The following is a 24258-nucleotide window of genomic DNA, read 5'->3' as shown; positions in this document are numbered from 1 at the left end:
TTGCTATGGACTTCTCGCACCGCTCGCCCCAGCGAGGATCGTGCCATGACCGAATTTGCCGAGCTGAAGTTCTACGCCACCCAGGCGCATGACTGCAGCTACCTGCCGGACCAGAAAGCGACCACCCTGTTTCTCGATCCGCGCCAGGCCGTCGATGCCCAGATGTACGCCCAACTGTCCGAGATGGGATTCCGGCGCAGCGGTGAACACCTGTATCGCCCCCACTGCCAGCACTGCCAGGCCTGCATTCCGGCGCGCATCCCGACCGCCGACTTCCGCCCCAACCGCCAGCAGAAGCGCATCCTCAGGCGCAACCTCGACCTGCAGGTCCGCGCCGTGCGCCCACGGCTCAGCGAGGAGCACTATGCCCTGTATGCTCGCTACATCGAGCAGCGCCACGCCGACGGCGACATGTATCCACCCAGCCGCGAGCAATTCACCAGCTTCCTGGCGCGCGATCTGCCATTCTGCGTGTTCTTCGAGTTCCGCCAGGGCGAGCGCCTTCTGGCGGTCGCAGTCACCGACGTGCTACCCAACGGACTGTCGGCGGTCTATACCTTCTTCGACCCCGATGAGGAAAGACGCAGCCTGGGACGCCTGGCGATCCTCTGGCAGATCGCCGAAGCCGGCAGGCGCGGCCTTCCGGCCGTCTATCTGGGCTACTGGATCCGCAACTGCCGCAAGATGAGCTACAAGAGCGAATACCGCCCCCTGGAGCTGTACGTAAACCAGCGCTGGGTGGTGCTCACCTGAGTGCCTCTTGGCGCAAGAGGGGGTTTTCGGGCACAATGCCCGCCGTTTTTGCCCGACCACGTCAACCGGGCCATCCTAAAGTACTTGAGGGCTTTACTGCATGTCGAAAGAAGACAGCTTCGAAATGGAAGGCACTGTCATCGACACCCTGCCCAACACCATGTTCCGCGTGGAGTTGGAAAACGGGCACGTCGTCACCGCGCACATCTCCGGCAAGATGCGCAAGAACTACATCCGTATCCTGACCGGCGACAAGGTGCGCGTCGAACTGACGCCCTACGACCTGAGCAAGGGCCGCATCACCTACCGCGCCCGCTGATCGACACAGGCTCGCGAACGACAACGCCCGGCATAGCCGGGCGTTGTCGTTTTCGGGCAGGCGCTGGCCTCCGTCAGGCCGGTAACGCCAGGTTCTCGTACTCGAATACCAGCTCGCCGTCACGCACATCGATGTGCACGGTGCCCCCGTGATCGGCCAGCTCACCGAACAGGATCTGCTCCGCCAGCGGACGCTTGACCTTTTCCTGGATCAGACGCGCCATAGGCCGCGCGCCCATCTGCGCATCGTAGCCACGCTCGGCCAGCCAACCGCGCGCGGCCTCGCTGACGTCCAGCAGCACGCGCTTGTCCTCCAGCTGCGCCTGCAGCTCGGTGAGGAACTTGTCGACCACGCTCTTGATGATCGAATGATCCAGCCGACCGAACTGGATGATGGCGTCCAGGCGGTTGCGGAACTCCGGCGTGAAGCTCTTCCTGATCACCTCCAGCGCATCGCTGGAGTGGTCCTGCTGGGTGAAACCGATCGATGCCCGCGCCGCGGTTTCCGCCCCGGCGTTGGTGGTCATGATCAGGATCACGTTGCGGAAGTCGGCCTTGCGCCCGTTGTTGTCGGTCAGGGTACCGTGATCCATCACCTGCAACAGCAGGTTGAACACCTCCGGATGCGCCTTCTCGATCTCGTCGAGCAGCAGAACGCAGTGCGGCGTCTTGGTGATCGCCTCGGTGAGCAGACCGCCCTGATCAAAGCCGACATAGCCGGGCGGCGCACCGATCAGGCGCGACACGGTGTGCCGCTCCATGTACTCGGACATGTCGAAACGCACCAGCTCGACCCCCATCGCCTTGGCCAGCTGACGCGCCACCTCGGTCTTGCCCACACCGGTCGGACCGGCGAAAAGGAAGGAGCCGACCGGCTTGTCCGGCGCCTTGAGACCCGCCCGCGACAGCTTGATGGCAGTGGACAGCGCCTCGATCGCCGCGTCCTGGCCGAACACCGTCAGCTTTAGGTCGCGCTCGAGGTTGCGCAGCAGCTCCTTGTCCGAGGTAGTGACGTGCTTGGGCGGAATCCGCGCGATCTTCGCCACCACGTCCTCGACCTGCGCCACATCGATGCAGGCGGCACGCCGCGCTTCCGGCTGCAGGCGCTGGTAGGCCCCTGCCTCGTCGATCACGTCGATGGCCTTGTCCGGCATGTGCCGGTCGTTGATGTAGCGCGCCGCGAGCTCGGCGGCGGCACGCAGCGCCTCGTCGGTATAGCTGATCTTGTGGTGCTGCTCGAAACGGCTCTTCAACCCCTTGAGGATGCCGACGGTATCCTCCACCGAAGGCTCGAGCACATCCACCTTCTGGAAGCGCCGCGCCAGCGCGCGATCCTTCTCGAAGATGCCGCGGAACTCCTGGAAGGTGGTGGAGCCGATGCAGCGCATCTCGCCCGACGACAGCAGCGGCTTGAGCAGGTTGGAGGCATCCATCACGCCGCCGGAGGCCGCACCGGCGCCGATGATGGTATGGATCTCGTCGATGAACAGGATGGCATGCGGGCGCCGCCGCAGCTCGTTGAGCAGGGCCTTGAAGCGCTTCTCGAAGTCGCCGCGGTACTTGGTGCCGGCCAGCAGGGCACCGAGGTCCAGCGAGTAGACCACGCTGTTGGCCAGCAGGTCGGGCACCAGGCCGTCGACGATGCGCTTGGCCAGGCCCTCGGCGATCGCCGTCTTGCCTACGCCGGCCTCGCCGACCAGCAACGGATTGTTCTTGCGCCGCCGGGCGAGGATCTGGGCCACCCGCTCCACCTCGAGCTCGCGTCCGACCAGCGGATCGATGCGCCCCTGGCGCGCCAGCTCGTTGAGGTTGCTGGCGTAGGCATCCAGCGGGTTGCCGGACACCGGACTTTCCCCACCCTCCTCCTCCTGCGACTCCTGCTCCTGTTCGTGGCTTTCGCTCTCGCCCGGCACCTTGGAGATGCCGTGGGCGATGTAGTTGACCACGTCGATGCGGGCGACATTCTGCTGCTTGAGCAGGAATACCGCCTGACTCTCCTGCTCGCTGAAGATCGCCACCAGCACGTTGGCCCCGGTCACCTCGCGCTTGCCGGAGCTCTGCACATGGAACACCGCCCGCTGCAGGACGCGCTGGAAGCCTAGGGTGGGCTGGGTTTCGCGCTCCTCCTCGTGGGCGGGGATCAGCGGCGTGGTCGAATCGATGAATTCGCGCAGATCGTGGCGCAGCCGGTCCAGGTTGGCACCGCAGGCACGCAGGACGGTGGCCGCGGCACCATTGTCGAGTAGGGCCAGCAAGAGGTGCTCGACTGTCATGAACTCATGACGCTTGGCCCGAGCATCCTTGAAGGCGAGATTGAGGGTGACTTCAAGTTCGCGGTTCAACATACTTCACCTCACTTCACCTCGTGCCCAAGGGCCTACAATCAATCAGTCGTCTTTCTCGATCTCGCAGAGCAGCGGGTGCTGAGCCTCCCGCGCGTACTGGTTGACCTGCATCGCCTTGGTTTCGGCGATGTCTCGGGTGTAGATCCCGCACACCGCCCGGCCTTCGGTGTGCACCGCCAGCATGATCCGGGTCGCCTTCTCGCGATCCATGCCGAAGAAACTCTCCAGCACCTCGACCACGAAGTCCATCGGCGTGTAATCGTCGTTGAGCAGGATCACCTTGTACATTGCCGGCGGCTTGAGCGCCGGCTTGGCCTCCTGGACCGCGATCCCCGCCTCATCGTCCGCCGACGGCCCGGGCGAGTCATGATTGAATGTTAGTCGAATCTGGCGGCTTGCATGCATGCTCGGATGGACAACGCTGATGGTATGGATGGGATCGCAGGGGCAAGCATGAAGCGCTTTGCAACCGAAAGGTGCCCTGCCTTGACTATCGGTAAATCGGTGTTACAAACACAAAGGCATACCCATGACGGGTACATGGGCATCGCGATCAGGAACCGGAGTTCCGCAGCGCGGGCCTCAATGGATGATACTCCAGCAATGGAGTCCTTTGCAGAGGGAAGTCAGCATGCTGAGCGGCAAGGTCAAGTGGTTCAACAACGCCAAGGGCTACGGCTTCATCCTGGCCGACGGGCGGGACGAGGACCTGTTTGCGCACTACTCCGCCATCCAGGGTGATGGATACAAGACCCTCAAGGCCGGCCAGCCGGTCAGCTTCGAGATACTGCAGGGCCCCAAGGGGCTGCATGCCGTCAACATCCACCCCCTCGGCACCCCGCCTCGCCCCTCACGCGGCAGCGACTGACACGTCGCCCGCACATCCCGAGACTGCCCCTGGAAAGGCCGCCCCGCCGGGATCGACCTTTCCCGCTCCGGCATCTCCGGCGACGCCGCTGCAGGACAGCCCGCCCCCGGAGCCCCTGGGGTGGAGCGCATCAAGACCATGAAGAGGTAGGCATATCGTGCTATGCTGCGCGCGCGACTGCGATGGCACAGGGAACCGCGCCGGGCTGGAGCGGGCTCTTTGCCTTTAGTCCAGCTTGCGTCGATCCTCATCGCATAATAATAGTCAAGAACAGCCGCCCAAGGCCAAAAGCCGATGCGCTCAAAATTGCCTCAAGAAACATCTTCTTGAGCGCATCAAGACTTTATGCAACCACAGCAAAACTGAGGGTTAGATTAAAAAGATGTCCACTCCGAAGATCATCTACACCTTTACCGACGAAGCACCGGCGCTGGCTACCTACTCCCTGCTTCCGATCATCCAGGCCTACACCGCATCCGCCGGCATCGCGGTCGAAACGCGGGACATCTCCCTCGCAGGTCGCATCCTCGCCACCTTCCCCGAATACCTGAGCGACGAGCAGCGTATCGGTGACCACCTCGCCGAACTGGGCGAGCTGGCCAAGACCCCCGAAGCCAACATCATCAAGCTGCCGAACATCAGCGCCTCCATCCCGCAGCTGAAGGCCGCCATCAAGGAACTGCAGCAGCAGGGCTTCAAGCTGCCGGAATACCCGGACGAGCCGGCCAACGACACCGAGAAGGACGTCAAGGTCCGCTACGACAAGATCAAGGGCAGCGCCGTGAACCCGGTCCTGCGCGAAGGCAACTCCGACCGCCGCGCCCCGCTGTCGGTCAAGAACTACGCCCGCAAGCACCCGCACAAGATGGGTGCCTGGAGCGCCGACTCCAAGTCGCACGTGGCCTTCATGGGCCAAGGTGACTTCTACGGCAGCGAGAAGGGCGCCCTGATCGACAATGCCGGCTCGGTGAAGATAGAGCATGTCGCCGCCGACGGCAGCGTCAGCGTGCTGAAGGCCTCCACCAAGGTGCTGGCCGGCGAGATCATCGACAGCTCCGTGATGAGCAAGAAGGCCCTGCGCGCCTTCATCGCCGAGCAGATCGAGGACGCCAAGGCCCAGGGCGTGCTGTTCTCCGCCCACCTGAAGGCCACCATGATGAAGGTCTCCGACCCGATCATGTTCGGCCACATCGTCGCCGAGTTCTACAAGAGCACCCTGACCAAGCACGCCGACGTGCTGGCCGAAGCCGGCTTCAACCCGAACAACGGCATCGGCGACCTGTATGCACGCATCCAGTCGCTGCCGGAAGCCAAGCAGGCGGAAATCAAGGCCGACATCGAGGCCGAATACGCCCAGCGCCCGGCCATGGCCATGGTCAACTCCGACAAGGGCATCACCAACCTGCACGTGCCGAGCGACATCATCGTCGACGCCTCCATGCCGGCGATGATCCGCGACTCCGGCAAGATGTGGGGCCCGGATGGCCAGCTGCACGACACCAAGGCGCTGATCCCGGACCGCTGCTACGCCACCATGTACCAGGTGGTCATCGAGGACTGCAAGAAGAACGGCGCCTTCGATCCGGTCACCATGGGCAGCGTGCCGAACGTCGGCCTGATGGCCCAGCAGGCCGAGGAATACGGCTCCCACGACAAGACCTTCGAAATCACCGCCGACGGCGTGGTGCGCGTGACCGACGAGGCCGGCAACGTGCTGATGGAGCAGGCCGTCGAGGCCGGCGACATCTGGCGCATGTGCCAGGTCAAGGACGCCCCGATCCAGGACTGGGTCAAGCTGGCCGTCAACCGCGCCCGCCTGAGCAACACCCCGGCGGTGTTCTGGCTCGACGCCAACCGCGCCCACGACGCCCTGGTCATCGAGAAGGTGCAGAAGTACCTGAAGGACCACGACACCAGCGGCCTGGAAATCCACATCATGGCCCCGGTCGAGGCGATGAAGCTGTCGCTGGAGCGCATCCGCGCCGGCAAGGACACCATTTCCGTCACCGGCAACGTGCTGCGCGACTACCTGACCGACCTGTTCCCGATCATGGAACTGGGCACCTCCGCCAAGATGCTGTCCATCGTTCCGCTGATGGCCGGTGGCGGCCTGTTCGAGACCGGCGCCGGCGGTTCGGCACCCAAGCACGTCCAGCAGTTCATGGAAGAGAACCACCTGCGCTGGGACTCGCTGGGCGAGTTCCTCGCCCTGGCCGCCTCGCTGGAGCACCTGGGCAACGCCTACGGCAACGCCAAGGCCGCCGTGCTGGCCAAGACCCTGGACCAGGCCAACGGCCAGTTCCTCGACAGCAACAAGTCGCCGTCGCGCAAGGTCGGCCAGCTCGACAACCGCGGCAGCCACTTCTACCTGGCGCTGTACTGGGCCCAGGCCCTGGCCGCGCAGAGCGAGGACCTGGAGCTGCAGGCCCAGTTTGCCAACCTGGCCAAGGTGCTGAGCGACAACGAGGAAAAGATCGTTGCCGAACTGAACGAGGTGCAGGGCAAGTCGGTCGACATCGGCGGCTACTACCACGCCGACCCGCAGCTGACCAGCCAGGCCATGCGCCCGAGCGCGACCCTCAACGCGGCCATCGCCGCGCTGGTCTGAGCGCAGCAGCGTGACGGGCGACTCCGGTCGCCCGCAGCCTGACAGGAACCCCGGCCGCGCGCCGGGGTTCCTGTTTCCGCGGCCCGTGCGGCCGCCATCGAGGAACGGAGCCCCGCATGAAACGCTTCATCCCCCACGTCACCGTGGCCACCGTGGTCGAGGACCAGGGCCGCTTCCTGCTGGTCGAGGAGCGCGCCGAGGGTCGCGTGGTGCTCAACCAGCCCGCCGGCCACCTGGAAGCCGACGAGACCCTGCTCGAGGCCGCGCTGCGCGAGACCCTCGAGGAAACCGGCTGGGAGGTCGAACTGACCGGCGTCACCGGCATCTACCTGTACACCGCCCCGGCCAACGGCGTGACCTACCAGCGCGTGTGCTTCGCCGCCCGCCCGCTGCGCCATCGCCCGGAGCTGCCACTGGATCACGGCATCATCGGCCCGCGCTGGCTGACCCGCGAGGAGCTGGAAGAGCGCAGCGAGCAATGGCGCAGCGCCCTGGTGCCGCGCTGCATCGACGACTATCTGACCGGCGGCTGCTACCCGCTGGAACTGATCCGCGAGCCGGCCTTCCTCACCGCCGGGAAGTAGCTCCGCGCGGTCGGTCCGCGCGCGCCGACAGACCTGCTAGAATCGCCCCTTTGCACTCCAGCAACGGTTTCCCGGATGACTATGCGTGACCCAGCCCATACCCGCGTGATCGTCGGCATGTCCGGCGGCGTGGACTCCTCCGTCTCGGCCCTGCTCCTGCAGCAGCAGGGCTATCAGGTCGAAGGCCTGTTCATGAAGAACTGGGAGGAGGACGACGGCACCGAGTACTGCACCGCCAGGGAGGACCTGGCCGACGCCCAGGCCGTGTGCGACCGGCTCGGCATCAAGCTGCACACCGCCAACTTCGCCGCCGAGTACTGGGACAACGTGTTCGAGCACTTCCTTGCCGAATACAAGGCCGGCCGCACGCCCAACCCGGACATCCTGTGCAACCGGGAAATCAAGTTCAAGGCGTTCCTCGACTACGCCCTGATGCTCGGCGCCGACCTGATCGCCACCGGCCACTACGTGCGCCGCCGCGACATCGACGGACGCAGCGAGCTGCTCAAGGGCCTCGACCCCAACAAGGACCAGAGCTACTTCCTGCACGCCGTCGGCGGCGAGCAGATCGGCAAGACCCTGTTCCCGGTGGGCGAACTGGAGAAGCCGGCGGTACGCGCCATCGCCGAGCAGTACGGCCTGGCCACCGCCAAGAAGAAGGACTCCACCGGCATCTGCTTCATCGGCGAGCGGCGCTTCCGCGACTTCCTCAAGCAGTACCTGCCGGCCCAGCCGGGCGACATCCAGACCGTCGACGGCAAGGTGATCGGCCGCCACCACGGCCTGATGTACCACACCATCGGCCAGCGCCAGGGCCTGGGCATCGGCGGCATGAAGGATGCCGGCGACGACGCCTGGTACGTGCTGGCCAAGGACCTGGCGCGCAACGTGCTGATCGTTGGCCAGGGTCACCACCACCCGTGGCTGATGTCGCGCAGCCTCAATGCCTCGCAGATCTACTGGGTCAACCCGGTCGACCTGAGCCAGCCGCTGCGCCTCACCGCCAAGGTGCGCTACCGCCAGCAGGACCAGGCGTGCACCCTGGCGCGCACCGCGCAAGGCGGCTATGTCGCCACCTTCGACGAGCCGCAGCGGGCGGTCACTCCTGGCCAGTCGGTGGTGTTCTACGCCGGCGAGGTCTGCCTCGGCGGCGGCGTGATCGAGACCGCCACGCCCTGGGATGCGGAGATCCAGCGCCCATGACCCGCGAACAGGAACGCCTGATCGCCCTCGCCGGGGTGTTCACCGCCGCCGCACTGGTCGAGCGCCTGGCCAAGACCGGCCAGGTCCAGGAGGGGCCGCTGACCTGCATGCTCGGCAGCCTGCTGGTGCGCAACCCCAAGGACACCCTCGAGGTGTACGGTGGCGACCACTTCAACCTGCGCGAGGGCCTGCGCGCCCTGGCCGGCGCTCTCGAGCGCAACCCGCAGAACCTGCCGCGCGACTGCCTGCGCTATGCCCTGGCCCTGCTGGCCCTGCAGCGCCAGCTGGACAAGCGCAGCGACATGCTGCAGGTGATCGGCAGCCGCCTGCAGCAGATCGACAGCCAGGCGCAGCTGTTCGGCATCGCCCATGACAACGTGGTGGCCGCCTGCGCCGCGCTGTACCAGGACACGCTGAGCACCTTCCGCCAGCGCATCCAGGTGCATGGCGAGATGCAGCACCTGCAGAACAGCCGCAACGCCGAGAAGATCCGCGCCCTGCTGCTCGCCGGCATCCGCAGCGCCATGCTCTGGCGCCAGCTCGGCGGCCACCGCTGGCAGCTGCTGTTCAGCCGGCGCAAGCTGCTGAACGAGCTCTACCCGCTGCTGCGCGGCTGAACCGTGGGCCAGCCCTCCGCCACCCCGGCCCGCCTGCACCGGCCGGCCCGGGGTGCCGCCCTGCTGGCGCTGTCGGCGCTGTTCTTCACCCTGATGGGCGTGTTCATCCGCGAGGCCACCGTCGAGGGCGTCAACAACGCGATGGTGGTGTTCTTCCGCAACGCCGTCGGCGTGCTGTTCTTCCTGCCGCTGGCGCTGACCCGCGGCCTCGGCCCGCTGCGCACCGCCCGCCCGTGGGCGCACCTCAAGCGCACCCTGTGCGGCCTGGCGGCGATGTACTGCTACTTCTACGCTCTCGCCCACCTGCCGCTGACCGACGCCATGCTGTTCAGCTACGCCGCGCCGGTGTTCACCCCGCTGATCGCCTGGTGGTGGCTGAAGGAGCCGCTGACCAGGCGCATGCTGCTGGCCACCGCGATCGGCTTCGCCGGCGTGCTACTGGTGGCCAAGCCCAGCGGTGCTGTGGTCTCCGGCATCGCGCTGATCGGCATCCTCGCCAGCGTGATGGCCGCCTGCGCCTTCGTCTCGATCCGCGAGATGAGCAACACCGAGCCGGCGTTCCGCATCGTCTTCTACTTCGCCCTGTTCAGCGCGCTGGTTTCCGCCGTGCCGCTGCTGTGGGCCTGGCAACCGCTCGACCGCCACCAGCTGCTCCTGCTGCTGGCCGCCGGCGTGGTGGCCAGCTTTGGCCAGCTGACCATGTCGCAGGCCTACAGCTACGCCCCGCCCGGCCTGATCGGCCCGGTCGCCTACCTGGCCATCGTCTTCGCCGGGATCATCGCCTGGCTGCGCTGGGACGAGGTGCCCGCCGGCGCCTCGCTGCTCGGCGCCGGGCTGATCTTCGCCGCCAGCCTGATCCCGCTGCTGCGCCGTTCGCGCTGAGCGCGGGCCGAGCGGCGTCTTTCCGTGTATAATCCTGCCCCTTTCTGTTGCCAGACTGTCGAGAACGTCCCCATGCAGCTCTCCTCGCTCACTGCGGTGTCCCCCGTTGATGGCCGCTACGCCGGCAAAACCGCCGCCCTGCGTCCGATCTTCAGCGAATTCGGCCTGATCCGCTGCCGCGTGCAGGTGGAAGTGCGCTGGCTGCAGCGCCTGGCCGCCCACGCCGGCATCCCGGAGGTCGCGCCGTTCTCCGCCGAAGCCAACGCCCTGCTCGACGAGCTGGCGGAAAACTTCCAGCTCGAGCACGCCCAGCGCATCAAGGAAATCGAGCGCACCACCAACCACGACGTCAAGGCCGTGGAATACCTGCTCAAGGAACAGGCCGCCAGGCTGCCGGAGCTGGCCGCGGTGAGCGAGTTCATCCACTTCGCCTGCACCAGCGAGGACATCAACAACCTGTCCCACGCCCTGATGCTGCGCGAAGGCCGCGACAGCGTGCTGCTGCCGCTGATGCGCCAGCTGGCCGACGCCATCCGCGCCCTGGCCGTGCAGTTCGCCGACGTGCCGATGCTGTCGCGCACCCACGGCCAGCCGGCCTCGCCGACCACCATGGGCAAGGAGCTGGCCAACGTGGTCTACCGCCTGGAGCGCCAGATCGCCCAGGTCGCCGCCGTGCCGCTGCTCGGCAAGATCAACGGCGCCGTGGGCAACTACAACGCCCACCTGTCCGCCTACCCGGACGTCGACTGGGAAGCCAACGCCCGCGAGTTCATCGAGGACGACCTCGGCCTGAGCTGGAACCCCTACACCACCCAGATCGAGCCGCACGACTACATCGCCGAGCTGTTCGACGCCATCGCCCGCTTCAACACCATCCTGATCGACTTCGATCGCGACATCTGGGGCTACATCTCCCTCGGCTACTTCAAGCAGAAGACCGTGGCCGGCGAGATCGGCTCCTCGACCATGCCGCACAAGGTCAACCCGATCGACTTCGAGAACTCCGAGGGCAACCTCGGCATCGCCAACGCCCTGCTGCAGCACCTGGCCAGCAAGCTGCCGATCTCCCGCTGGCAGCGCGACCTGACCGACTCCACCGTGCTGCGCAACCTGGGCGTCGGCCTGGCGCACAGCCTGATCGCCTACGAGGCCAGCCTCAAGGGCATCGGCAAGCTGGAACTGAACGCCGCCCGCCTGGCCGAAGACCTGGACAACTGCTGGGAAGTGCTGGCCGAGCCGGTGCAGACCGTGATGCGCCGCTACGCCGTCGAGAACGCCTACGAGAAGCTCAAGGAACTGACCCGCGGCAAGGGCATCAGCCCCGAGGCGCTGCGCGAGTTCATCGACACCCTGGCGATCCCCGAGCAGGCCAAGGCCGAGCTGCGCGCCATGACCCCGGCCAGCTACATCGGCAACGCGGTGGCCCAGGCCAAACGCATCTGATCCCAGCCTGAACGGCCTCTCGCCCGACCGTCCAGACTGGCAGCCACTTCCAGTCTTGCGGTCGGGCGTTTTCATATTTGAAGAGTTGGATATGGCACCCGATACCCCGCTGCAACTGCTGGGCGGCCTGACGCCCCGCGAATTCCTCCGCGACTACTGGCAGCAGAAGCCGCTGCTGGTGCGCCAGGCCATCCCCGGCTACCAGAGTCCGATCAGCCCCGACGAGCTGGCCGGCCTGTCGCTGGAGGAGGAAGTCGAGTCGCGCATCGTCCTCGAGCACGGCGCCAGCCCCTGGGAGCTGCGTCGCGGCCCGTTCAGCGAAGAGACCTACCAGAATCTTCCGGAGCGCGACTGGACCCTGCTGGTGCAGGCGGTCGACCAGTTCGTGCCGGAGATGCGCGAGCTGATGGAGCAGTTCCTGTTCCTGCCCAGCTGGCGCATCGACGACCTGATGATCAGCTACGCCGCCCCCGGCGGCGGCGTCGGCCCGCATTTCGACAACTACGACGTGTTCCTCCTGCAGGCCCACGGCCACCGCCGCTGGAAGCTCGGCCAGCTGTGCGACAGCGACAGTCCGCTGCTCGAGCATCCGGACCTGCGCATCCTGGCCGGCTTCGAGCAGAGCGACGAATGGGTACTGGAGCCCGGCGACATGCTCTACCTGCCGCCGCGCCTGGCCCACTACGGCATCGCCGAGGACGAGTGCATGACCTACTCGGTGGGCTTCCGCGCGCCCAGCGCCAGCGAGGTGCTGACCCACTTCACCGACTTCCTCGGCCAGTTCCTGCCCGACGAGGAGCGCTACAGCGACGCCGGCTGCCAGCCTGCAGGCGACCCCAACCAGATCCAGCGCGACGCCCTCGAGCGCCTGCGCGGACTGATCGACCGCCACATGAGCGACGAGAAGCTGCTGCTGACCTGGTTCGGCCAGTTCATGACCGAGCCGCGCTACCCGGAGCTGGTGGCCGGCGAGGAGCTCCCCGAGGACGAGTTCTTCGCCGCCCTCGGCGACGGCGCCGTGCTGGTGCGCAACCCCAGCGCGCGCCTGGCCTGGAGCGAGATCGACGACTATCTGGTGCTGTTCGCCAGCGGCAACAGCCGCCGCCTCGACGCCTCGCTGCGCGAACTGCTCAAGCTGGTATGCAGCGCCGACGCCCTGCACCTGGAGAATCTCGAGCCCTGGCTGGAGAGCGACGAGGCGCTGACGCTGATCTACGAACTGGTCAAACAGGGAAGTCTGGAGTTTGCCGCCGATGAATAAGCTCACCGTACGGATCGCCGACTGGCATGCCGACAACGCCGACCTGCGCCGCATCCGCGAGGCGGTGTTCGTGGTCGAACAGGAAGTGCCGCCGGAGCTGGAATGGGACGCCGAGGACGTCGACGCCGTGCATTTCCTCGCCTTCGAGGGCGACTTCGCCGTCGGCACCGCGCGCCTGCTGCCGGACGGCCAGATCGGCCGCGTCTCGGTGATCAAGGACTGGCGCGGCCTGCACATCGGCGAGATGCTGATGCAGGCGGCCATCGCCGAGGCCGAACGCCGCGGCCTGCGCCGCCAGATGCTCACCGCCCAGGCCCATGCCGTGCGCTTCTACGAACGGCTAGGCTTCCGGGTAGCCAGCGAGGAATTCCTCGAGGCCGGCATCCCCCACGTCGACATGGTGCGCGACAGCGCCTGAGAGGCCACCCGATGAGCAACGCCCCGGAACGCGACAACGACCACGGCACTCCACTGCCCGCCCTCGATTTCCGCTCTCCGGGGCGTTTTGCCATCCACAACCCGCCCGCCGAGGGCGGCGCGCCGGCCAGCCGGCTGGAGCCCGCCCCCTTCGCCCTCGGCCAGCATGAGGCCGTCGAACGCACCGACAGCCCGGCACAGCTGCGCAGCCACGCCCTGGCGCTGATCCAGCAGGCCCGCCGCTCGTTGTGCCTGTACACGCCGGACCTGGAGCCCTGGCTGTACGACCAGCGCGCCATCGCCGAGGCCTGCAGCCGCCTGCTGCGCGCCCATCCGCGCAACTGCCTGCGCATCCTGCTGCGCGACAGCGCCCTGGCGGTACGCCAAGGCCATGCCCTGCTGCGCCTGGCCCGCCAGTTGCCGAGCAACTGCCAGATCCGCAGGCTCGGCCCCGACCAGCCTGCCGACGACCCCGCCTACCTGCTGGTCGACGACTGCGGCCTGCTGCTGCGCAGTGCACCGCTGCTGCCCGCCGCACAGGTCCACTACCAGGCCCGCGGCCGGGTGCGCCAGCTGCAGCGCCAGTTCGACCTGGCCTGGGAGAGCGCCGGCGGCGATCCGAACCTGAGGAGCTTCCTGCTGTGACACCCCGCACCTGGCTGACGCTGCTAGCCCTGGCCTGCAGCCTGAGCGCCGGGGCGACCCCGCGCACCGAAATCCTGCCGCTGCACTACCGCTCGGCCGAGGAACTGCTGCCGATCGCGCAGTCGCTGCTGGATGGTGCAGGCCGTGTCAGCGCCTACGGCAACCAGCTGGTGGTCAATGCCGAGCCGGACAAGATCGCCGAACTGCAGGAGCTGCTGCAGCAGCTCGACACGCCGCCGCAGCGCCTGCTGATCACCGTCGACAGCCAGCAGGACAGCAGCGCCCGCCAGGATGGCTACCGGGTCGACGGCAGCATCAGCGCCGGCAATGTCGAGATCATCGGCGGCCGCGGCGAACACCACGGCCGCGACGAGGTGCGCATCATCCGGCGCAGCAGTGCCGGCGGCAGCGGCTCAGTGCAGCAGGTGCAGGCGACCGCAGGCTATCCCGCACTGATCCAGATCGGCGAGAGCGTGCCGCTGACCAGCTACGGACGCGACGCCCATGGCTACCCGAGCGAATACACCGAGTATCGCGACATCAACCGCGGTTTCGAGGTGGTCGCCCACGTGCAGGGCGACCGGGTCCAGCTCGACATCCACAGCCGCCAGGATCGCCTGGCCGGCCCTGACGGCACCCTCGACACCCAGACCACCGCCACCCGCGTCAGCGGCCGCCTGGGCGAGTGGATCGAGCTGGGCGGCATCCGCGAAAGCGCCGGCGAGCAGCGCTCCGGCCTGCTCTCCCGGCAGGCCGGCAGCGTCCGGGATAACCGGGTGCTACGGCTCAAGGTCGACCTTCTCGAGTGATCTAGAACTTTTGTAGTAGCTCCAAAAAAAAACTACAAAATCCATTGACGCCCCGTCTCTCTCCTAGCATGATGGCCTCGCTCCCGCTGACCAGAGGCCCGAAACGGCCCCCGGATCGCACTCCAGACCACCCCTGGAGTCGGTTCGTGTCAGTACCCCCCACCCGGCGGTGCGACAAGGTTGCGACTGGAACGAAGTTGTCCTGAGGGACGGGGAAGCAAGGTTTCAACCGGCATGACGGACACGGCCCATCCGGCTGTTGTAGTCACCCCACCGGTCGTCACTACATCCCCTCCTCCGGCCTCCTGCCGAACCGGTCTCTCCCTCGACGCTCTGCGGTGAGCTCTTGCAACACTACCGTCAACACCCCCGGTGTTGAATGGGAATGTCGGTGCTCAACGAAACACACAAACTTGAAGGATTGACCATGTCCGCTTATCAAAACGACATCAAGGCCGTAGCCGCCCTGAAAGAGAAGTTCGGCAGCAGCTGGAGCGCCATCGACCCTGAGTCCGTCGCTCGCATGCGCGCCCAGAACCGCTTCAAGACCGGTCTGGATATCGCCAAGTACACCGCCGCCATCATGCGCAAGGACATGGCCGAGTACGACGCCGACGCTTCCGTCTACACCCAGTCGCTGGGTTGCTGGCACGGCTTCATCGGTCAGCAGAAGCTGATCTCCATCAAGAAGCACCTGAAGACCACCAACAAGCGCTACCTGTACCTGTCCGGCTGGATGGTTGCCGCCCTGCGCTCCGACTTCGGCCCGCTGCCGGACCAGTCGATGCACGAGAAGACTGCCGTTTCCTCGCTGATCGAAGAGCTGTACACCTTCCTGCGCCAGGCCGACTCCCGTGAGCTGGACCTGCTGTTCACCGCCCTGGACGCTGCCCGCGAAGCCGGCGACAACGCCAAGGCTGCCGAGATCCAGAACCAGATCGACAACTACGAAACCCACGTTGTCCCGATCATCGCCGACATCGATGCCGGCTTCGGCAACCCGGAAGCCACCTACCTGCTGGCCAAAAAGATGATCGAGGCGGGTGCCTGCTGCATCCAGATCGAGAACCAGGTTTCCGACGAGAAGCAGTGCGGCCACCAGGACGGCAAGGTTACCGTTCCGCACGTCGACTTCCTCGCCAAGATCGCTGCTGTTCGCTACGCCTTCCTCGAGCTGGGCGTTGACGACGGCGTGATCGTTGCCCGTACCGACTCCCTGGGTGCCGGCCTGACCAAGCAGATCGCCGTGACCAAAGAGCCGGGCGACCTGGGCGACCTGTACAACTCCTTCCTGGATTGCGAAGAGATCTCCGAAGCCGAGCTGGGCAACGGCGACGTCGTGATCAAGCGCGAAGGCAAGCTGCTGCGTCCGAAGCGCCTGCCGTCCAACCTGTTCCAGTTCCGTAAGGGCACCGGCGAAGATCGCTGCGTCCTGGACTGCATCACCTCGCTGCAGAACGGTGCCGACCTGCTGTGGATCGAGACCGAGAAGCCGCACGTTGGCCAGATCAAGGGCATGGTTGACCGCATCCGCGAAGTCATCCCGAACGCCAAGCTGGTGTACAACAACAGCCCGTCGTTCAACTGGACCCTGAACTTCCGTCAGCAGGCGTTCGACGCCATGGTTGCCGCAGGCAAGGACGTCTCCGCCTACGACCGCGCCCAGCTGATGAGCGCCGAGTACGACGAGACCGAACTGGCCCAGGTTGCCGACGAGATGATCCGCACCTTCCAGCGCGACGGTTCCGCTCAGGCCGGCATCTTCCACCACCTGATCACCCTGCCGACCTACCACACCGCGGCCCTGTCCACCGACAACCTGGCCAAGGGCTACTTCGCTGAAGAAGGCATGCTGGCCTACGTGAAGGGCGTGCAGCGTCAGGAAATCCGTCAGGGCATCGCCTGCGTCAAGCACCAGAACATGGCTGGCTCCGACATCGGTGACAACCACAAGGAATACTTCGCTGGTGAAGCTGCCCTGAAGGCCGGTGGTAAAGACAACACCATGAACCAGTTCTAAGGAACCGGCTCATTCGACCCTCGGGTCGAGCCCTCGAAAACCCCGGTCGCAAGACCGGGGTTTTTCATTTCGCGAGAGGCACCGGCTCATCGGTGCGTCAGCGCTTCGCGCCCTGCCTGGTTCTGCGGCTCGGCCAGCATCCCCGTACTGCCCAGGCGAATGCTGTAGATCGCGCCATCGGCCAGCGGCAGGAAAGTCACCCGCGCGCCACGCGCATCGAGCAGCGGCAGATCCCAGCCACTCTCGCGCAGCCAGCGCCACAGATCGACGCCATACGGACTCCGCGCCAGCATGATGCGGCTGGGCTCGGCGCCCCCCTGCGGATCGGCCTGCCGATAACGGGCCGCCAGCAGTTCGAGGCGATACCCCGAGCGCAGCCCGATAAGGGTCGCCAGGCCCTTCCAGTCGAACAGTCGTGCGTCCAGCTGCCAGAGTTCGCCATTGACGAGCAGATCCCGCCGGGTACCTCCCTCCTGCAGGGACACCAGGTAGCGCTGGCTGCCCCGAGCCTCGATGCTGATCGTCGCCAGCGGCTCGCCCGCCGGCGGCAGCGCCGCATAGCTGCGCAGGTCCCAGGCCACCACCCCGGCCACGCCAGCCAGCGCCAGCAGCCCCAATCCGCAGGTGCCTCGCAGCCAGCCAAGGAACCAGCCACGCCGCAGCAGCATGCGCCCCCCCAGCACCAGTACCAGCAGCGCCGCCAGAGCCACAGCCCAGGCCAGTCCGTTGTATTGCATGCTCGTCACTCCCTCTCGCCAGACAATTGCGGCATTATGCGTACGCCACCTTTCCAGCGGCCAGCGCGAGCTCCGCACAATCGTCAACAGATCAAGCTTTGCATGGCCTTCGAACTCGCCCTGGAACCCCTGTCCCTGCTACTGCTGATCGGCGTGGCCTTCACCGCGGGCTTCATCGATGCCATCGCCGGCGGCGGCGGTCTGCTGACCATTCCGGCCCTGCTCACCACCGGCCTGCCCCCTCACCTGGTGCTGGGTACCAACAAGCTGTGCGCCACCTTCGGCTCGGCCACGGCCGCCTGGACTTTCCACCGCCGCCGGCTGTTCAGCCCACGCCAATGGTGGCGGGGCCTGCTCGCCACCGCCATCGGCGCGCTGCTCGGCGCCTGGGGTGCCCATCTGCTGCCGGCCGACTGGCTGAATCGGATGCTGCCGGTCGTGGTATTCGCCTGCGGCCTGTATCTGCTGTTCAATCCGACGCCACGACCGGACACCAGCAGCGCCCCACCGCCACAGCGCCGACAGTGGCCGCAGGGCCTGACCCTGGGCTTCTACGATGGCATCGCCGGGCCCGGCACCGGCGCCTTCTGGACGGTGAGCAGTCTGCTGCTCTACCCGCTTGACCTGCTGCGCGCCAGCGGCGTGGCGCGCAGCATGAACTTCGTCAGCAACGCCATGGCCCTGGCGGTATTCATCGCCGCCGGCCAGGTCGCGTGGGCTCTGGGCATCGGCATGGGCCTGGCGCTGATGCTGGGCGCCTTCCTCGGCGCGCGCACGGCCATCCGCGGCGGCTCGAAACTGATCCGTCCGGTGTTCATCTCGGTGGTACTGGCGCTGACCGCGCGCCTAGCCTGGCAGCACTGGTTCGGCGTCGCCTGAGCGGCGCGCCAGGTGCAGGTCGATCAGGTAACGGGCGATGGAGCCACGGGCCGGCAGCGGCGGCAGGGCATCGACGCGGAACCAGCGTGCATCCTCGATCTCCTCCGGCTGCGGCACGATCTCGCCGCCGGCGTAGTCGGCATGGAAACCGAGCATCAGCGAATGGGGAAACGGCCAGTTCTGGCTGGCGATGTAGCGCAGGTTGCCGACCTCCACCGCCACCTCCTCGCGCACCTCGCGGTGCACGCAGGCCTCGATCGACTCGCCCGGCTCGACGAAGCCCGCCAGGGTGCTGTAGACGCCGCTGACGAAACGCGGCGAGCGGGCCAGCAGCAGCTCGTCGCCGCGACTGACCAGCACGATGATGCTCGGTGACAGGCGTGGATACTGCTGCAGCTGGCAGTGCGGACAGGCCATCGCCCGTTCGCCGGCCAGCGCCTGCAGCGGCGCACCGCAACTGCCGCAGAAGCGGTGCTGGCGGGCCCAGGTACCGACCTGGGCGGCATAGCCGAGCATGCGGAAGGTGGCGAAGTCGCCCTCGAGCATGAACTGGCGCAGCCCCTTCCAGAAACCGCCGGAGGGCGACTGAAGCGCCTGATCGTCCAGCTCGAGGACGAACACCGCCTCGCCGTCGAGGCGGCCGATACCGTGCTCGGCGAGGATGCCGAAGCCTTGCGCCTTCAGCCAATCGCGAGGGAAGAGGACGCCCCTGGCGTCGCAGAGAAACTGCTGGCGGCAGTGCGCCAGCGCCCAGCCTCCCGGCTGCGCGGGGTCGATGACCGCCGGCTGCCAGGAGTGCCGGGACATCAGGCAGCGACCTGCATGCCCAGCGCGCGTACACTGTCGGCGGCGAGGTCGAGCACGTCCTGCTGGCCTTCCGGCCGCAGGTTGGCGCCACCTTCGAGGAAGAACTCGAGACTGGTCAGGGCGTCGGCCAGGGTCTCCAGCATCTGCTCGGAGGGGATCTGGGCGTTCTCGATCATGTGCCGCTGGATGTAGTCGGCACAGGCGCCGACCAGTTCGGCGGCCCGCTCCAGACCGAGGAACCACAGGCCGCCGCGCACCGCCTGCAGGCTGGTCGGTACGTTGGCCAGGTTGAGCTTGTCGCCGCTGGATTCGAGGTAGGCGGTGATGGCGCGCTTGGCCAGCGCCAGGCCCGCCTGAGCCTCGTCGATGACCACGATGCGCGCCTCGACCAGCTGGTGCGAAGCGTAGGAGTCGCCCTGCGTCGCACCGGCGATCTGCACCGTGCTGGCCTGACGCTTGCGCTGCTCGCTCTGCTCGAGGGTGGCTACCATGCTTTCCATGTACAGCAGGGCATCGGCCAGGCGCAACAGTTCGGCCGCCGGCGGCGTGTCGCTGCGCGAGCACCAGCTGCCGACCATCTCCACCTGCGCCTGCAGGGCATTGGCCGCCGAACTCAGACCGACCATGCCGAGGGTCTTGGCCAGCTTGCCGACCTGCGCATGCAGACCGACCCTGGCTTCCTGCTGCGCGGCACCGCGCTCGATCAGATCGAGTGCGTCCTTGACCCCGGCCAGCTCCTCGCGGATAGCCAGCGACAGCGAGCGCATGACCTCTTCACCGGGCCCGGACAGGCGCCTTGATTCCTCTTCCAGCAGGTGGTCGGTGAACGGCAACGGCGCCAGGCCGAACACCCGGCGCATCTCGCTGGCGCGCTCGCCCTGGGTACCGGCCAGCGCCACCATGTACAGCAGCTCCTTGAGCAGGCTGCGCGGCGCCTCGAACTGCTGGTTGCCCAGCAACTGGCGCAGGTCGCGGTCGAGGCGCGACAGCAGCTGCTTGCGCGAGCGTGTCGGGCGCATCCGCCCATCGGCCATGGCTTCCAGTGCCGCGGCACCGATCCAGCACAGGCGCGAGCGCTCGCGCCCGCCGAGCAGGTCGTCGAGGCGCCCGAGGGCGCGCGACATCAGTTTGAGCGCGGCGGCCAGGTTCTGCTCGCGCAGCACGTTCATCAGGCCCAGCTGATACATCTGGCGCAGGCGGCCGCCGTCGCGGTTGGCCACCCCCGGCTGGATCTCGATGTTGCGCCGTGGCGGCCGCGGCTGATCGAGACGGACGCTGAAGAAGTAGCATTCCGGCAAGGCCGGCTGGCCGGTGGACAGCCGCACCTCGTTGATGATCGGCAGCAGCAGCTCGGGGATTTCCTGGCGGTGGTTGTCGATGCCCTCCAGGTAGCGGCGCAGCACGAACAGCGCCTTGCCCAGCGCGGCCAACTGACCGTCGCGCTCCTGGCCGGCACCGACCGGGATGTCGGTGGCCAGCAGCAGGGCTTCCTGGGCCAGCAGCTCGGCGCCGGCCAGCTCGATCAGCTTGAGGATGCCGCGGATCTGCTGCAGGTACTCGACCGCCTGCTGCAGCAGGCTGACGTTGAGTCGATCGGCGATGAACTGCTCGAGGCTCTGCTCGGCCTGCTCGATGGTGGCGAACAGTTCGTTGCGCACCAGACCAAGGGACGTGGCTCCGGTTACCATGCGCTGCTTCCGCCTCCCACGCGGTACGAATCGGGCTGCCTGGCCACTTCCTGTGATCTGGCAACGTGCAAGCGGTGATCATCCTGACTGCTGGTGAGTGCTTTCGCCTCAAGCCATCGCGACATGGGCGCGCCTCCGGGCAGAAACTCGACGTCGGGGCGACCCCCTGGCCACCCACTTTTTAGATGCTGGCACTATAACAAGCCTGGCGACAAAGGCGAATCCGACCATAGTGATCCAGATCACGGCAGCCTCGGGTTGCCCTCGCTCAGACGCGGATGCAGTCCACAGTATGGCGGCGCTGACCGTCGACCTGCGCGTGCTGCAGCCCGTGGACCTCGGACTCGAAGCCCGGAAAGGCCTGCTCGAAGCGGCGGGAGAACTGCAGGTAGTCGATGATCGGCCGGCAGGCGGCGGTGAAGCGCTCCCCCGGCATGATCAGCGGGATCCCCGGCGGATAGGGCACCAGCATCACCGCGGCGATGCGCCCCTCCAGCGCCTCCAGCGGCACCGCCTCGACCTCGCCGCGCACCAGGTGATCCCAGGCTGCGGCCGGCTTCAGGGCCAGCTCCGGCAGATGCGTGTACATGCAGCTGAGCGCCCGCGGCACGCGGTTGTCTCGATAGCAGGCATGCAACTGCTCGCACAGATCGCGCAGGCCGAGCCCCTGGTAGCGCAGCGGATCGACGCGGGCAATCGAGGGCAGCGCCTCGACCAGCGGCGCATTGGCGTCGTACAGGCGCTTGAACTCGAGCAGCTCGGTGACCAGCGTGCTCCACTTGCCCTTGGTGATGCTCAGCGAGAACAGCACCAGCAGCGAGTAGAGACCGGTCTTCTCCACCACCACACCGCGCTCCCAGAGGAACTTGCCGACCACCGCCGCCGGGATGCCCCGCCCCTGCAGGCTGCCGTCGGCGCGCAGGCCGGGCATCACCAGGGTGACCTTGACCGGATCGAGCAGCACGTAGTCCTCGGCCAGGTCGCCGAACCCGTGCCAGGGCGCCTGCGGCGCCAGCAGCCAGTCGCCGGTCTGCACCTGCGCCGCGGCATCCACCCCCTCCGGCTGCCAGATGTCGAACCACCAGTCGCCGGACGGCAGGCTGCCGCGCAGGTTGGCCATGGCGTGACGGAAGGCCAGCGCCTCGTCGAAGGTCTCCTGGATCAGCGAGCGCCCGGCAGGCCCCTCCATCATCGCCGAGGCCACGTCCAGCGAGGCGAGGATGCCGTACTGCGGCGAAGTCGAGGTGTGCATCATGAACGCCTCGTTGAAGCGCGCCACATCCAGACGGCGCTGGCCGCCGTCCTGCACATGGATCATCGAGGCCTGGCTGAAGGCTGCCAGCAGCTTGTGCGTGGAGTGAGTGCCGAACAGCAGCGGCTCGTCACCAGCCCCGCGCGAGGTACCCATGGCGTAGCGCCCGGCATAGAACTCGTGGAACGCGGCGTAGGCGTACCACGCCTCGTCGAAGTGCAGCACCTCGACGCTGCCGGCCAGCGTGCGCTTGATCAGCTCGGCGTTGTAGCACAGGCCGTCGTAGGTCGAGTTGGTCACCACGGCGAGGCGGACCTTCGCCTCGCGGCCCCGGGCCAGCGGACAGGCGGCGATCTTGGCGGCGATCGCCTCGCGGCTGAACTCGGCCAGCGGGATCGGCCCGATGATTCCCAGCTCGTTGCGTGCCGGATTGAGGTACAGGGGGATGGCGCCGGTCATGATCAGCGCGTGGACCACCGACTTGTGGCAGTTGCGATCGACCAGCACCAGGTCGTCGCGGCCGACCATCGCCTGCCAGACGATCTTGTTCGCCGTCGAGGTGCCGTTGATCACGAAGAAGGTGTGGTCGGCGCCGAAGTTGCGCGCCGCGCGGCGTTCGGCCTCGGCCAGCGGGCCGGTATGGTCGAGCAGCGAACCCAGCTCGGGCACCGACACCGACAGGTCGGAGCGCAGGGTGTTCTCGCCGAAGAACTGGTGGAACGCCTGGCCCACCGGACTCTTGCGATAGGCCACGCCACCGCCGTGCCCTGGGGTGTGCCAGGAATAGTGGGACTCGGCGGTGTGCTGCACCAGGGCGCGGAAGAACGGCGGCAGCAGGCCGTCGAGGTAGCTGCGCGCTGCCCGCGCCACCTGGCGGGCGTGGAAGGACACGGTGTCCTCGAACAGGTAGAGGATGCCGCGCAACTGGTTGAGCTCGGCCATCGCCTCGGGCGGCGCGTTCTCGATGGTGACCTGCTCGCCGAGGGCGAAGATCGGCAACTGCGGGGCGCGCAGACGCGCGGCACGGACCAGCTCGACCACGTCCTGCAGCAGTCGCGGGTTGTCGCCAGCCCCCTCGGCGGCGACCAGGATGCAGGCCAGGCCGTGCTGCGAGGAGGCGACTATGCGTCCCTCGCGGGCGCTGGCGGTGGCGAGGACACTGAAACCGTCCTGCTCCAGCTCGCCGGCGATGCCGCGCACCCGCTCGCCGGCCACGCTGTCGGCCTTGATGTCGCGATGGACGATGAGTACCGGAAACTTCAGGTCCTTGTACATGCGCCAGCTTCCCCGGACGCGCAGGCTCCGCCTGCCGATGCCTTGAGGTTAGCCGCCCCGGCGCCGCGGCGAAACCCTCGTCAGTGCAGGGCCGGCGCCTCGCCTTCGGCCGGCTCGAGCTGCTGCCACAGCGCCGGACCGCCGCTGGACTTGGCCACCGCCGCCAGGCGGGCGGCGTGCTGCTCGAGTTCCGCGGCGCTGGCGCGGATCACCCGGACGCGCGGCCGGTCGGCCGGCAGGCGACGGATCTCCGACACCTGCGGTCCGTTGCCGCCCTCGCCCTCGCTGTTCTGCCCGGCCAGCGACAGGCTGGTCTGGCCGCCGGTCATCGCCAGGTAGACGTCGGCGAGGATCTCGGCATCGAGCAGCGCGCCGTGCAGATCGCGCCCGGAGTTGTCGACGCCATAGCGCTTGCACAGGGCATCGAGATTGTTGCGCTGCCCCGGATGCCGCTCGCGGGCCATCAGCAGGGTGTCGAGCACCGTGCAGTGGTCGAGCACCTCGCCCAGCCCGGGGCGGTCGCTCAGGCGGGCAAACTCGTGATTGATGAAGCCGATGTCGAACGCCGCGTTGTGGATGATCAGCTCGGCGCCCTTGATGAACTCGAAGAACTCGTCGACCACCTCGCGAAAGCGCGGCTTGTCGGCGAGGAACTCGTTGGTGATGCCGTGCACCGCGATGGCGCCCTCGTCGACCTCGCGCTCGGGGTTGATGTAGACGTGGAAATGACGCCCGGTCAGGCGCCGGCCGATCAGCTCGACGCAGCCGATCTCGATGATGCGGTGCCCTTCGCGGGGCTCGAGGCCGGTGGTTTCGGTATCGAGGACTACGTAGCGCATGGGAAATA

General features: G+C 67.0%; 21 protein-coding genes and 1 pseudogene. 15 read left to right on the top strand and 7 right to left on the bottom strand.

The window, feature by feature from the left end; genetic code table 11:
• Entirely contained in the window at positions 1–753 is a 753-nt protein-coding gene (locus tag RA210_RS10495; protein ID WP_256658991.1) for an arginyltransferase, read from the top strand.
• Positions 754–853: 100 nt separating this feature from the next.
• Positions 854–1072 carry a translation initiation factor IF-1 gene (gene infA / locus RA210_RS10490; protein WP_016492441.1) on the top strand — a complete coding sequence of 73 codons (219 nt, stop codon included), beginning with the start codon at positions 854–856 and terminating at the stop codon, positions 1070–1072.
• A gap of 73 nt (positions 1073–1145) precedes the next feature.
• On the opposite strand, the gene clpA is transcribed toward infA, so the two are convergent.
• Both clpA and clpS read right to left on the bottom strand, forming a co-directional pair.
• Positions 1146–3416: an ATP-dependent Clp protease ATP-binding subunit ClpA gene (gene clpA, locus RA210_RS10485; protein WP_136488910.1), complete on the bottom strand. Its 2271-nt coding sequence runs from the start codon at positions 3414–3416 to the stop codon at positions 1146–1148.
• Between the two features lie 42 nt (positions 3417–3458).
• Positions 3459–3821: an ATP-dependent Clp protease adapter ClpS gene (gene clpS / locus RA210_RS10480; RefSeq protein ID WP_136488911.1), complete on the bottom strand. Its 363-nt coding sequence runs from the start codon at positions 3819–3821 to the stop codon at positions 3459–3461.
• A 226-nt stretch (positions 3822–4047) separates the two neighbouring features.
• Here clpS and cspD point away from each other — a divergent pair.
• From cspD to RA210_RS10420, 12 genes and pseudogenes are all read left to right on the top strand, one after another.
• Positions 4048–4426: pseudogene (gene cspD, locus RA210_RS22200) on the top strand (cold shock domain-containing protein CspD).
• Between the two features lie 240 nt (positions 4427–4666).
• Entirely contained in the window at positions 4667–6892 is a 2226-nt protein-coding gene (locus tag RA210_RS10470; protein ID WP_201486391.1) for an NADP-dependent isocitrate dehydrogenase, read from the top strand.
• 116 nt (positions 6893–7008) lie between these two features.
• Positions 7009–7476 (top strand): NUDIX hydrolase, encoded by a 468-nt coding sequence (locus tag RA210_RS10465; RefSeq protein ID WP_136488914.1) that lies wholly within the window; start codon positions 7009–7011, stop codon positions 7474–7476.
• Positions 7477–7557: 81 nt separating this feature from the next.
• Complete coding sequence (mnmA, locus tag RA210_RS10460) at positions 7558–8679, top strand: tRNA 2-thiouridine(34) synthase MnmA (RefSeq protein WP_201486399.1); 1122 nt, start codon at positions 7558–7560, stop codon at positions 8677–8679.
• A complete protein-coding gene (gene hflD, locus RA210_RS10455) occupies positions 8676–9296 on the top strand; it encodes a high frequency lysogenization protein HflD (protein WP_136488915.1) in 621 nt (206 codons plus the stop codon). Before mnmA ends, hflD begins: the two co-directional genes overlap by 4 nt.
• Before the next feature lie 3 nt (positions 9297–9299).
• The gene (locus tag RA210_RS10450; RefSeq protein ID WP_236574700.1) at positions 9300–10178 is read left to right on the top strand and encodes a DMT family transporter; all 879 of its coding nucleotides are present in this window, start codon (positions 9300–9302) and stop codon (positions 10176–10178) included.
• Between the two features lie 72 nt (positions 10179–10250).
• Positions 10251–11621 (top strand): adenylosuccinate lyase, encoded by a 1371-nt coding sequence (gene purB, locus RA210_RS10445; protein WP_201486390.1) that lies wholly within the window; start codon positions 10251–10253, stop codon positions 11619–11621.
• 91 nt (positions 11622–11712) lie between these two features.
• Positions 11713–12882, top strand: coding sequence for a ribosomal protein uL16 3-hydroxylase (locus RA210_RS10440; protein WP_136488917.1), 1170 nt, complete (start codon positions 11713–11715; stop codon positions 12880–12882).
• Positions 12875–13300: a GNAT family N-acetyltransferase gene (locus RA210_RS10435; RefSeq protein WP_136488918.1), complete on the top strand. Its 426-nt coding sequence runs from the start codon at positions 12875–12877 to the stop codon at positions 13298–13300. Before RA210_RS10440 ends, RA210_RS10435 begins: the two co-directional genes overlap by 8 nt.
• Before the next feature lie 11 nt (positions 13301–13311).
• Entirely contained in the window at positions 13312–13944 is a 633-nt protein-coding gene (locus tag RA210_RS10430) for a DUF7931 domain-containing protein (RefSeq protein ID WP_201486389.1), read from the top strand.
• The gene (locus RA210_RS10425) at positions 13941–14753 is read left to right on the top strand and encodes a secretin N-terminal domain-containing protein (protein ID WP_201486388.1); all 813 of its coding nucleotides are present in this window, start codon (positions 13941–13943) and stop codon (positions 14751–14753) included. Before RA210_RS10430 ends, RA210_RS10425 begins: the two co-directional genes overlap by 4 nt.
• Positions 14754–15180: 427 nt before the next feature.
• Positions 15181–16773, top strand: coding sequence for an isocitrate lyase (locus tag RA210_RS10420; protein ID WP_201486387.1), 1593 nt, complete (start codon positions 15181–15183; stop codon positions 16771–16773).
• An 86-nt stretch (positions 16774–16859) separates the two neighbouring features.
• Here the strand turns inward: RA210_RS10420 and RA210_RS10415 are convergent, their stop codons facing one another.
• Entirely contained in the window at positions 16860–17510 is a 651-nt protein-coding gene (locus tag RA210_RS10415) for a hypothetical protein (protein WP_136488922.1), read from the bottom strand.
• Between the two features lie 102 nt (positions 17511–17612).
• Between RA210_RS10415 and RA210_RS10410 the strand changes: the two genes are divergently transcribed.
• Positions 17613–18389: a TSUP family transporter gene (locus RA210_RS10410; RefSeq protein WP_136488923.1), complete on the top strand. Its 777-nt coding sequence runs from the start codon at positions 17613–17615 to the stop codon at positions 18387–18389.
• On the opposite strand, the gene nudC is transcribed toward RA210_RS10410, so the two are convergent.
• From nudC to dnaQ, 4 genes are all read right to left on the bottom strand, one after another.
• Entirely contained in the window at positions 18357–19196 is an 840-nt protein-coding gene (gene nudC / locus RA210_RS10405; RefSeq protein ID WP_201486386.1) for an NAD(+) diphosphatase, read from the bottom strand. The genes RA210_RS10410 and nudC overlap by 33 nt on opposite strands.
• On the bottom strand, positions 19196–20884 hold the full coding sequence (locus RA210_RS10400) for a ferrous iron transporter B (protein ID WP_136488925.1): 1689 nt from the start codon (positions 20882–20884) through the stop codon (positions 19196–19198). Before RA210_RS10400 ends, nudC begins: the two co-directional genes overlap by 1 nt.
• 268 nt (positions 20885–21152) lie before the next feature.
• On the bottom strand, positions 21153–23411 hold the full coding sequence (locus RA210_RS10395) for an Orn/Lys/Arg decarboxylase N-terminal domain-containing protein (protein WP_201486385.1): 2259 nt from the start codon (positions 23409–23411) through the stop codon (positions 21153–21155).
• An 80-nt stretch (positions 23412–23491) separates the two neighbouring features.
• Positions 23492–24250, bottom strand: coding sequence for a DNA polymerase III subunit epsilon (gene dnaQ, locus RA210_RS10390; RefSeq protein WP_201486384.1), 759 nt, complete (start codon positions 24248–24250; stop codon positions 23492–23494).
• Positions 24251–24258 lie beyond the last annotated feature (8 nt).

Origin of the sequence: Pseudomonas sp. OF001, from assembly GCF_904426495.1 — a bacterium.
Classification (GTDB): Bacteria; Pseudomonadota; Gammaproteobacteria; order Pseudomonadales; family Pseudomonadaceae; genus Geopseudomonas.
The sequence above is the reverse complement of the archived record's forward strand: the minus strand, read 5'-3'. Positions and strand labels throughout refer to the sequence as shown.

Bases quoted from the DNA above. Each gene is read 5' to 3' on its own strand.
- RA210_RS10470 (WP_201486391.1), top strand. From the start codon at position 4,667: ATGTCCACTCCGAAGATCATCTACACCTTTACCGACGAAGCACCGGCG.
- RA210_RS10465 (WP_136488914.1), top strand. From the start codon at position 7,009: ATGAAACGCTTCATCCCCCACGTCACCGTGGCCACCGTGGTCGAGGAC.
- purB (WP_201486390.1), top strand. From the start codon at position 10,251: ATGCAGCTCTCCTCGCTCACTGCGGTGTCCCCCGTTGATGGCCGCTAC.
- RA210_RS10400 (WP_136488925.1), bottom strand. From the start codon at position 20,884: ATGGTAACCGGAGCCACGTCCCTTGGTCTGGTGCGCAACGAACTGTTC.
- clpS (WP_136488911.1), bottom strand. From the start codon at position 3,821: ATGCATGCAAGCCGCCAGATTCGACTAACATTCAATCATGACTCGCCC.
- RA210_RS10435 (WP_136488918.1), top strand. From the start codon at position 12,875: ATGAATAAGCTCACCGTACGGATCGCCGACTGGCATGCCGACAACGCC.
- hflD (WP_136488915.1), top strand. From the start codon at position 8,676: ATGACCCGCGAACAGGAACGCCTGATCGCCCTCGCCGGGGTGTTCACC.
- clpA (WP_136488910.1), bottom strand. From the start codon at position 3,416: ATGTTGAACCGCGAACTTGAAGTCACCCTCAATCTCGCCTTCAAGGAT.
- RA210_RS10430 (WP_201486389.1), top strand. From the start codon at position 13,312: ATGAGCAACGCCCCGGAACGCGACAACGACCACGGCACTCCACTGCCC.
- dnaQ (WP_201486384.1), bottom strand. From the start codon at position 24,250: ATGCGCTACGTAGTCCTCGATACCGAAACCACCGGCCTCGAGCCCCGC.
- RA210_RS10420 (WP_201486387.1), top strand. From the start codon at position 15,181: ATGTCCGCTTATCAAAACGACATCAAGGCCGTAGCCGCCCTGAAAGAG.
- RA210_RS10415 (WP_136488922.1), bottom strand. From the start codon at position 17,510: ATGCAATACAACGGACTGGCCTGGGCTGTGGCTCTGGCGGCGCTGCTG.
- mnmA (WP_201486399.1), top strand. From the start codon at position 7,558: ATGCGTGACCCAGCCCATACCCGCGTGATCGTCGGCATGTCCGGCGGC.
- nudC (WP_201486386.1), bottom strand. From the start codon at position 19,196: ATGTCCCGGCACTCCTGGCAGCCGGCGGTCATCGACCCCGCGCAGCCG.
- RA210_RS10410 (WP_136488923.1), top strand. From the start codon at position 17,613: ATGGCCTTCGAACTCGCCCTGGAACCCCTGTCCCTGCTACTGCTGATC.
- RA210_RS10440 (WP_136488917.1), top strand. From the start codon at position 11,713: ATGGCACCCGATACCCCGCTGCAACTGCTGGGCGGCCTGACGCCCCGC.
- RA210_RS10395 (WP_201486385.1), bottom strand. From the start codon at position 23,411: ATGTACAAGGACCTGAAGTTTCCGGTACTCATCGTCCATCGCGACATC.
- infA (WP_016492441.1), top strand. From the start codon at position 854: ATGTCGAAAGAAGACAGCTTCGAAATGGAAGGCACTGTCATCGACACC.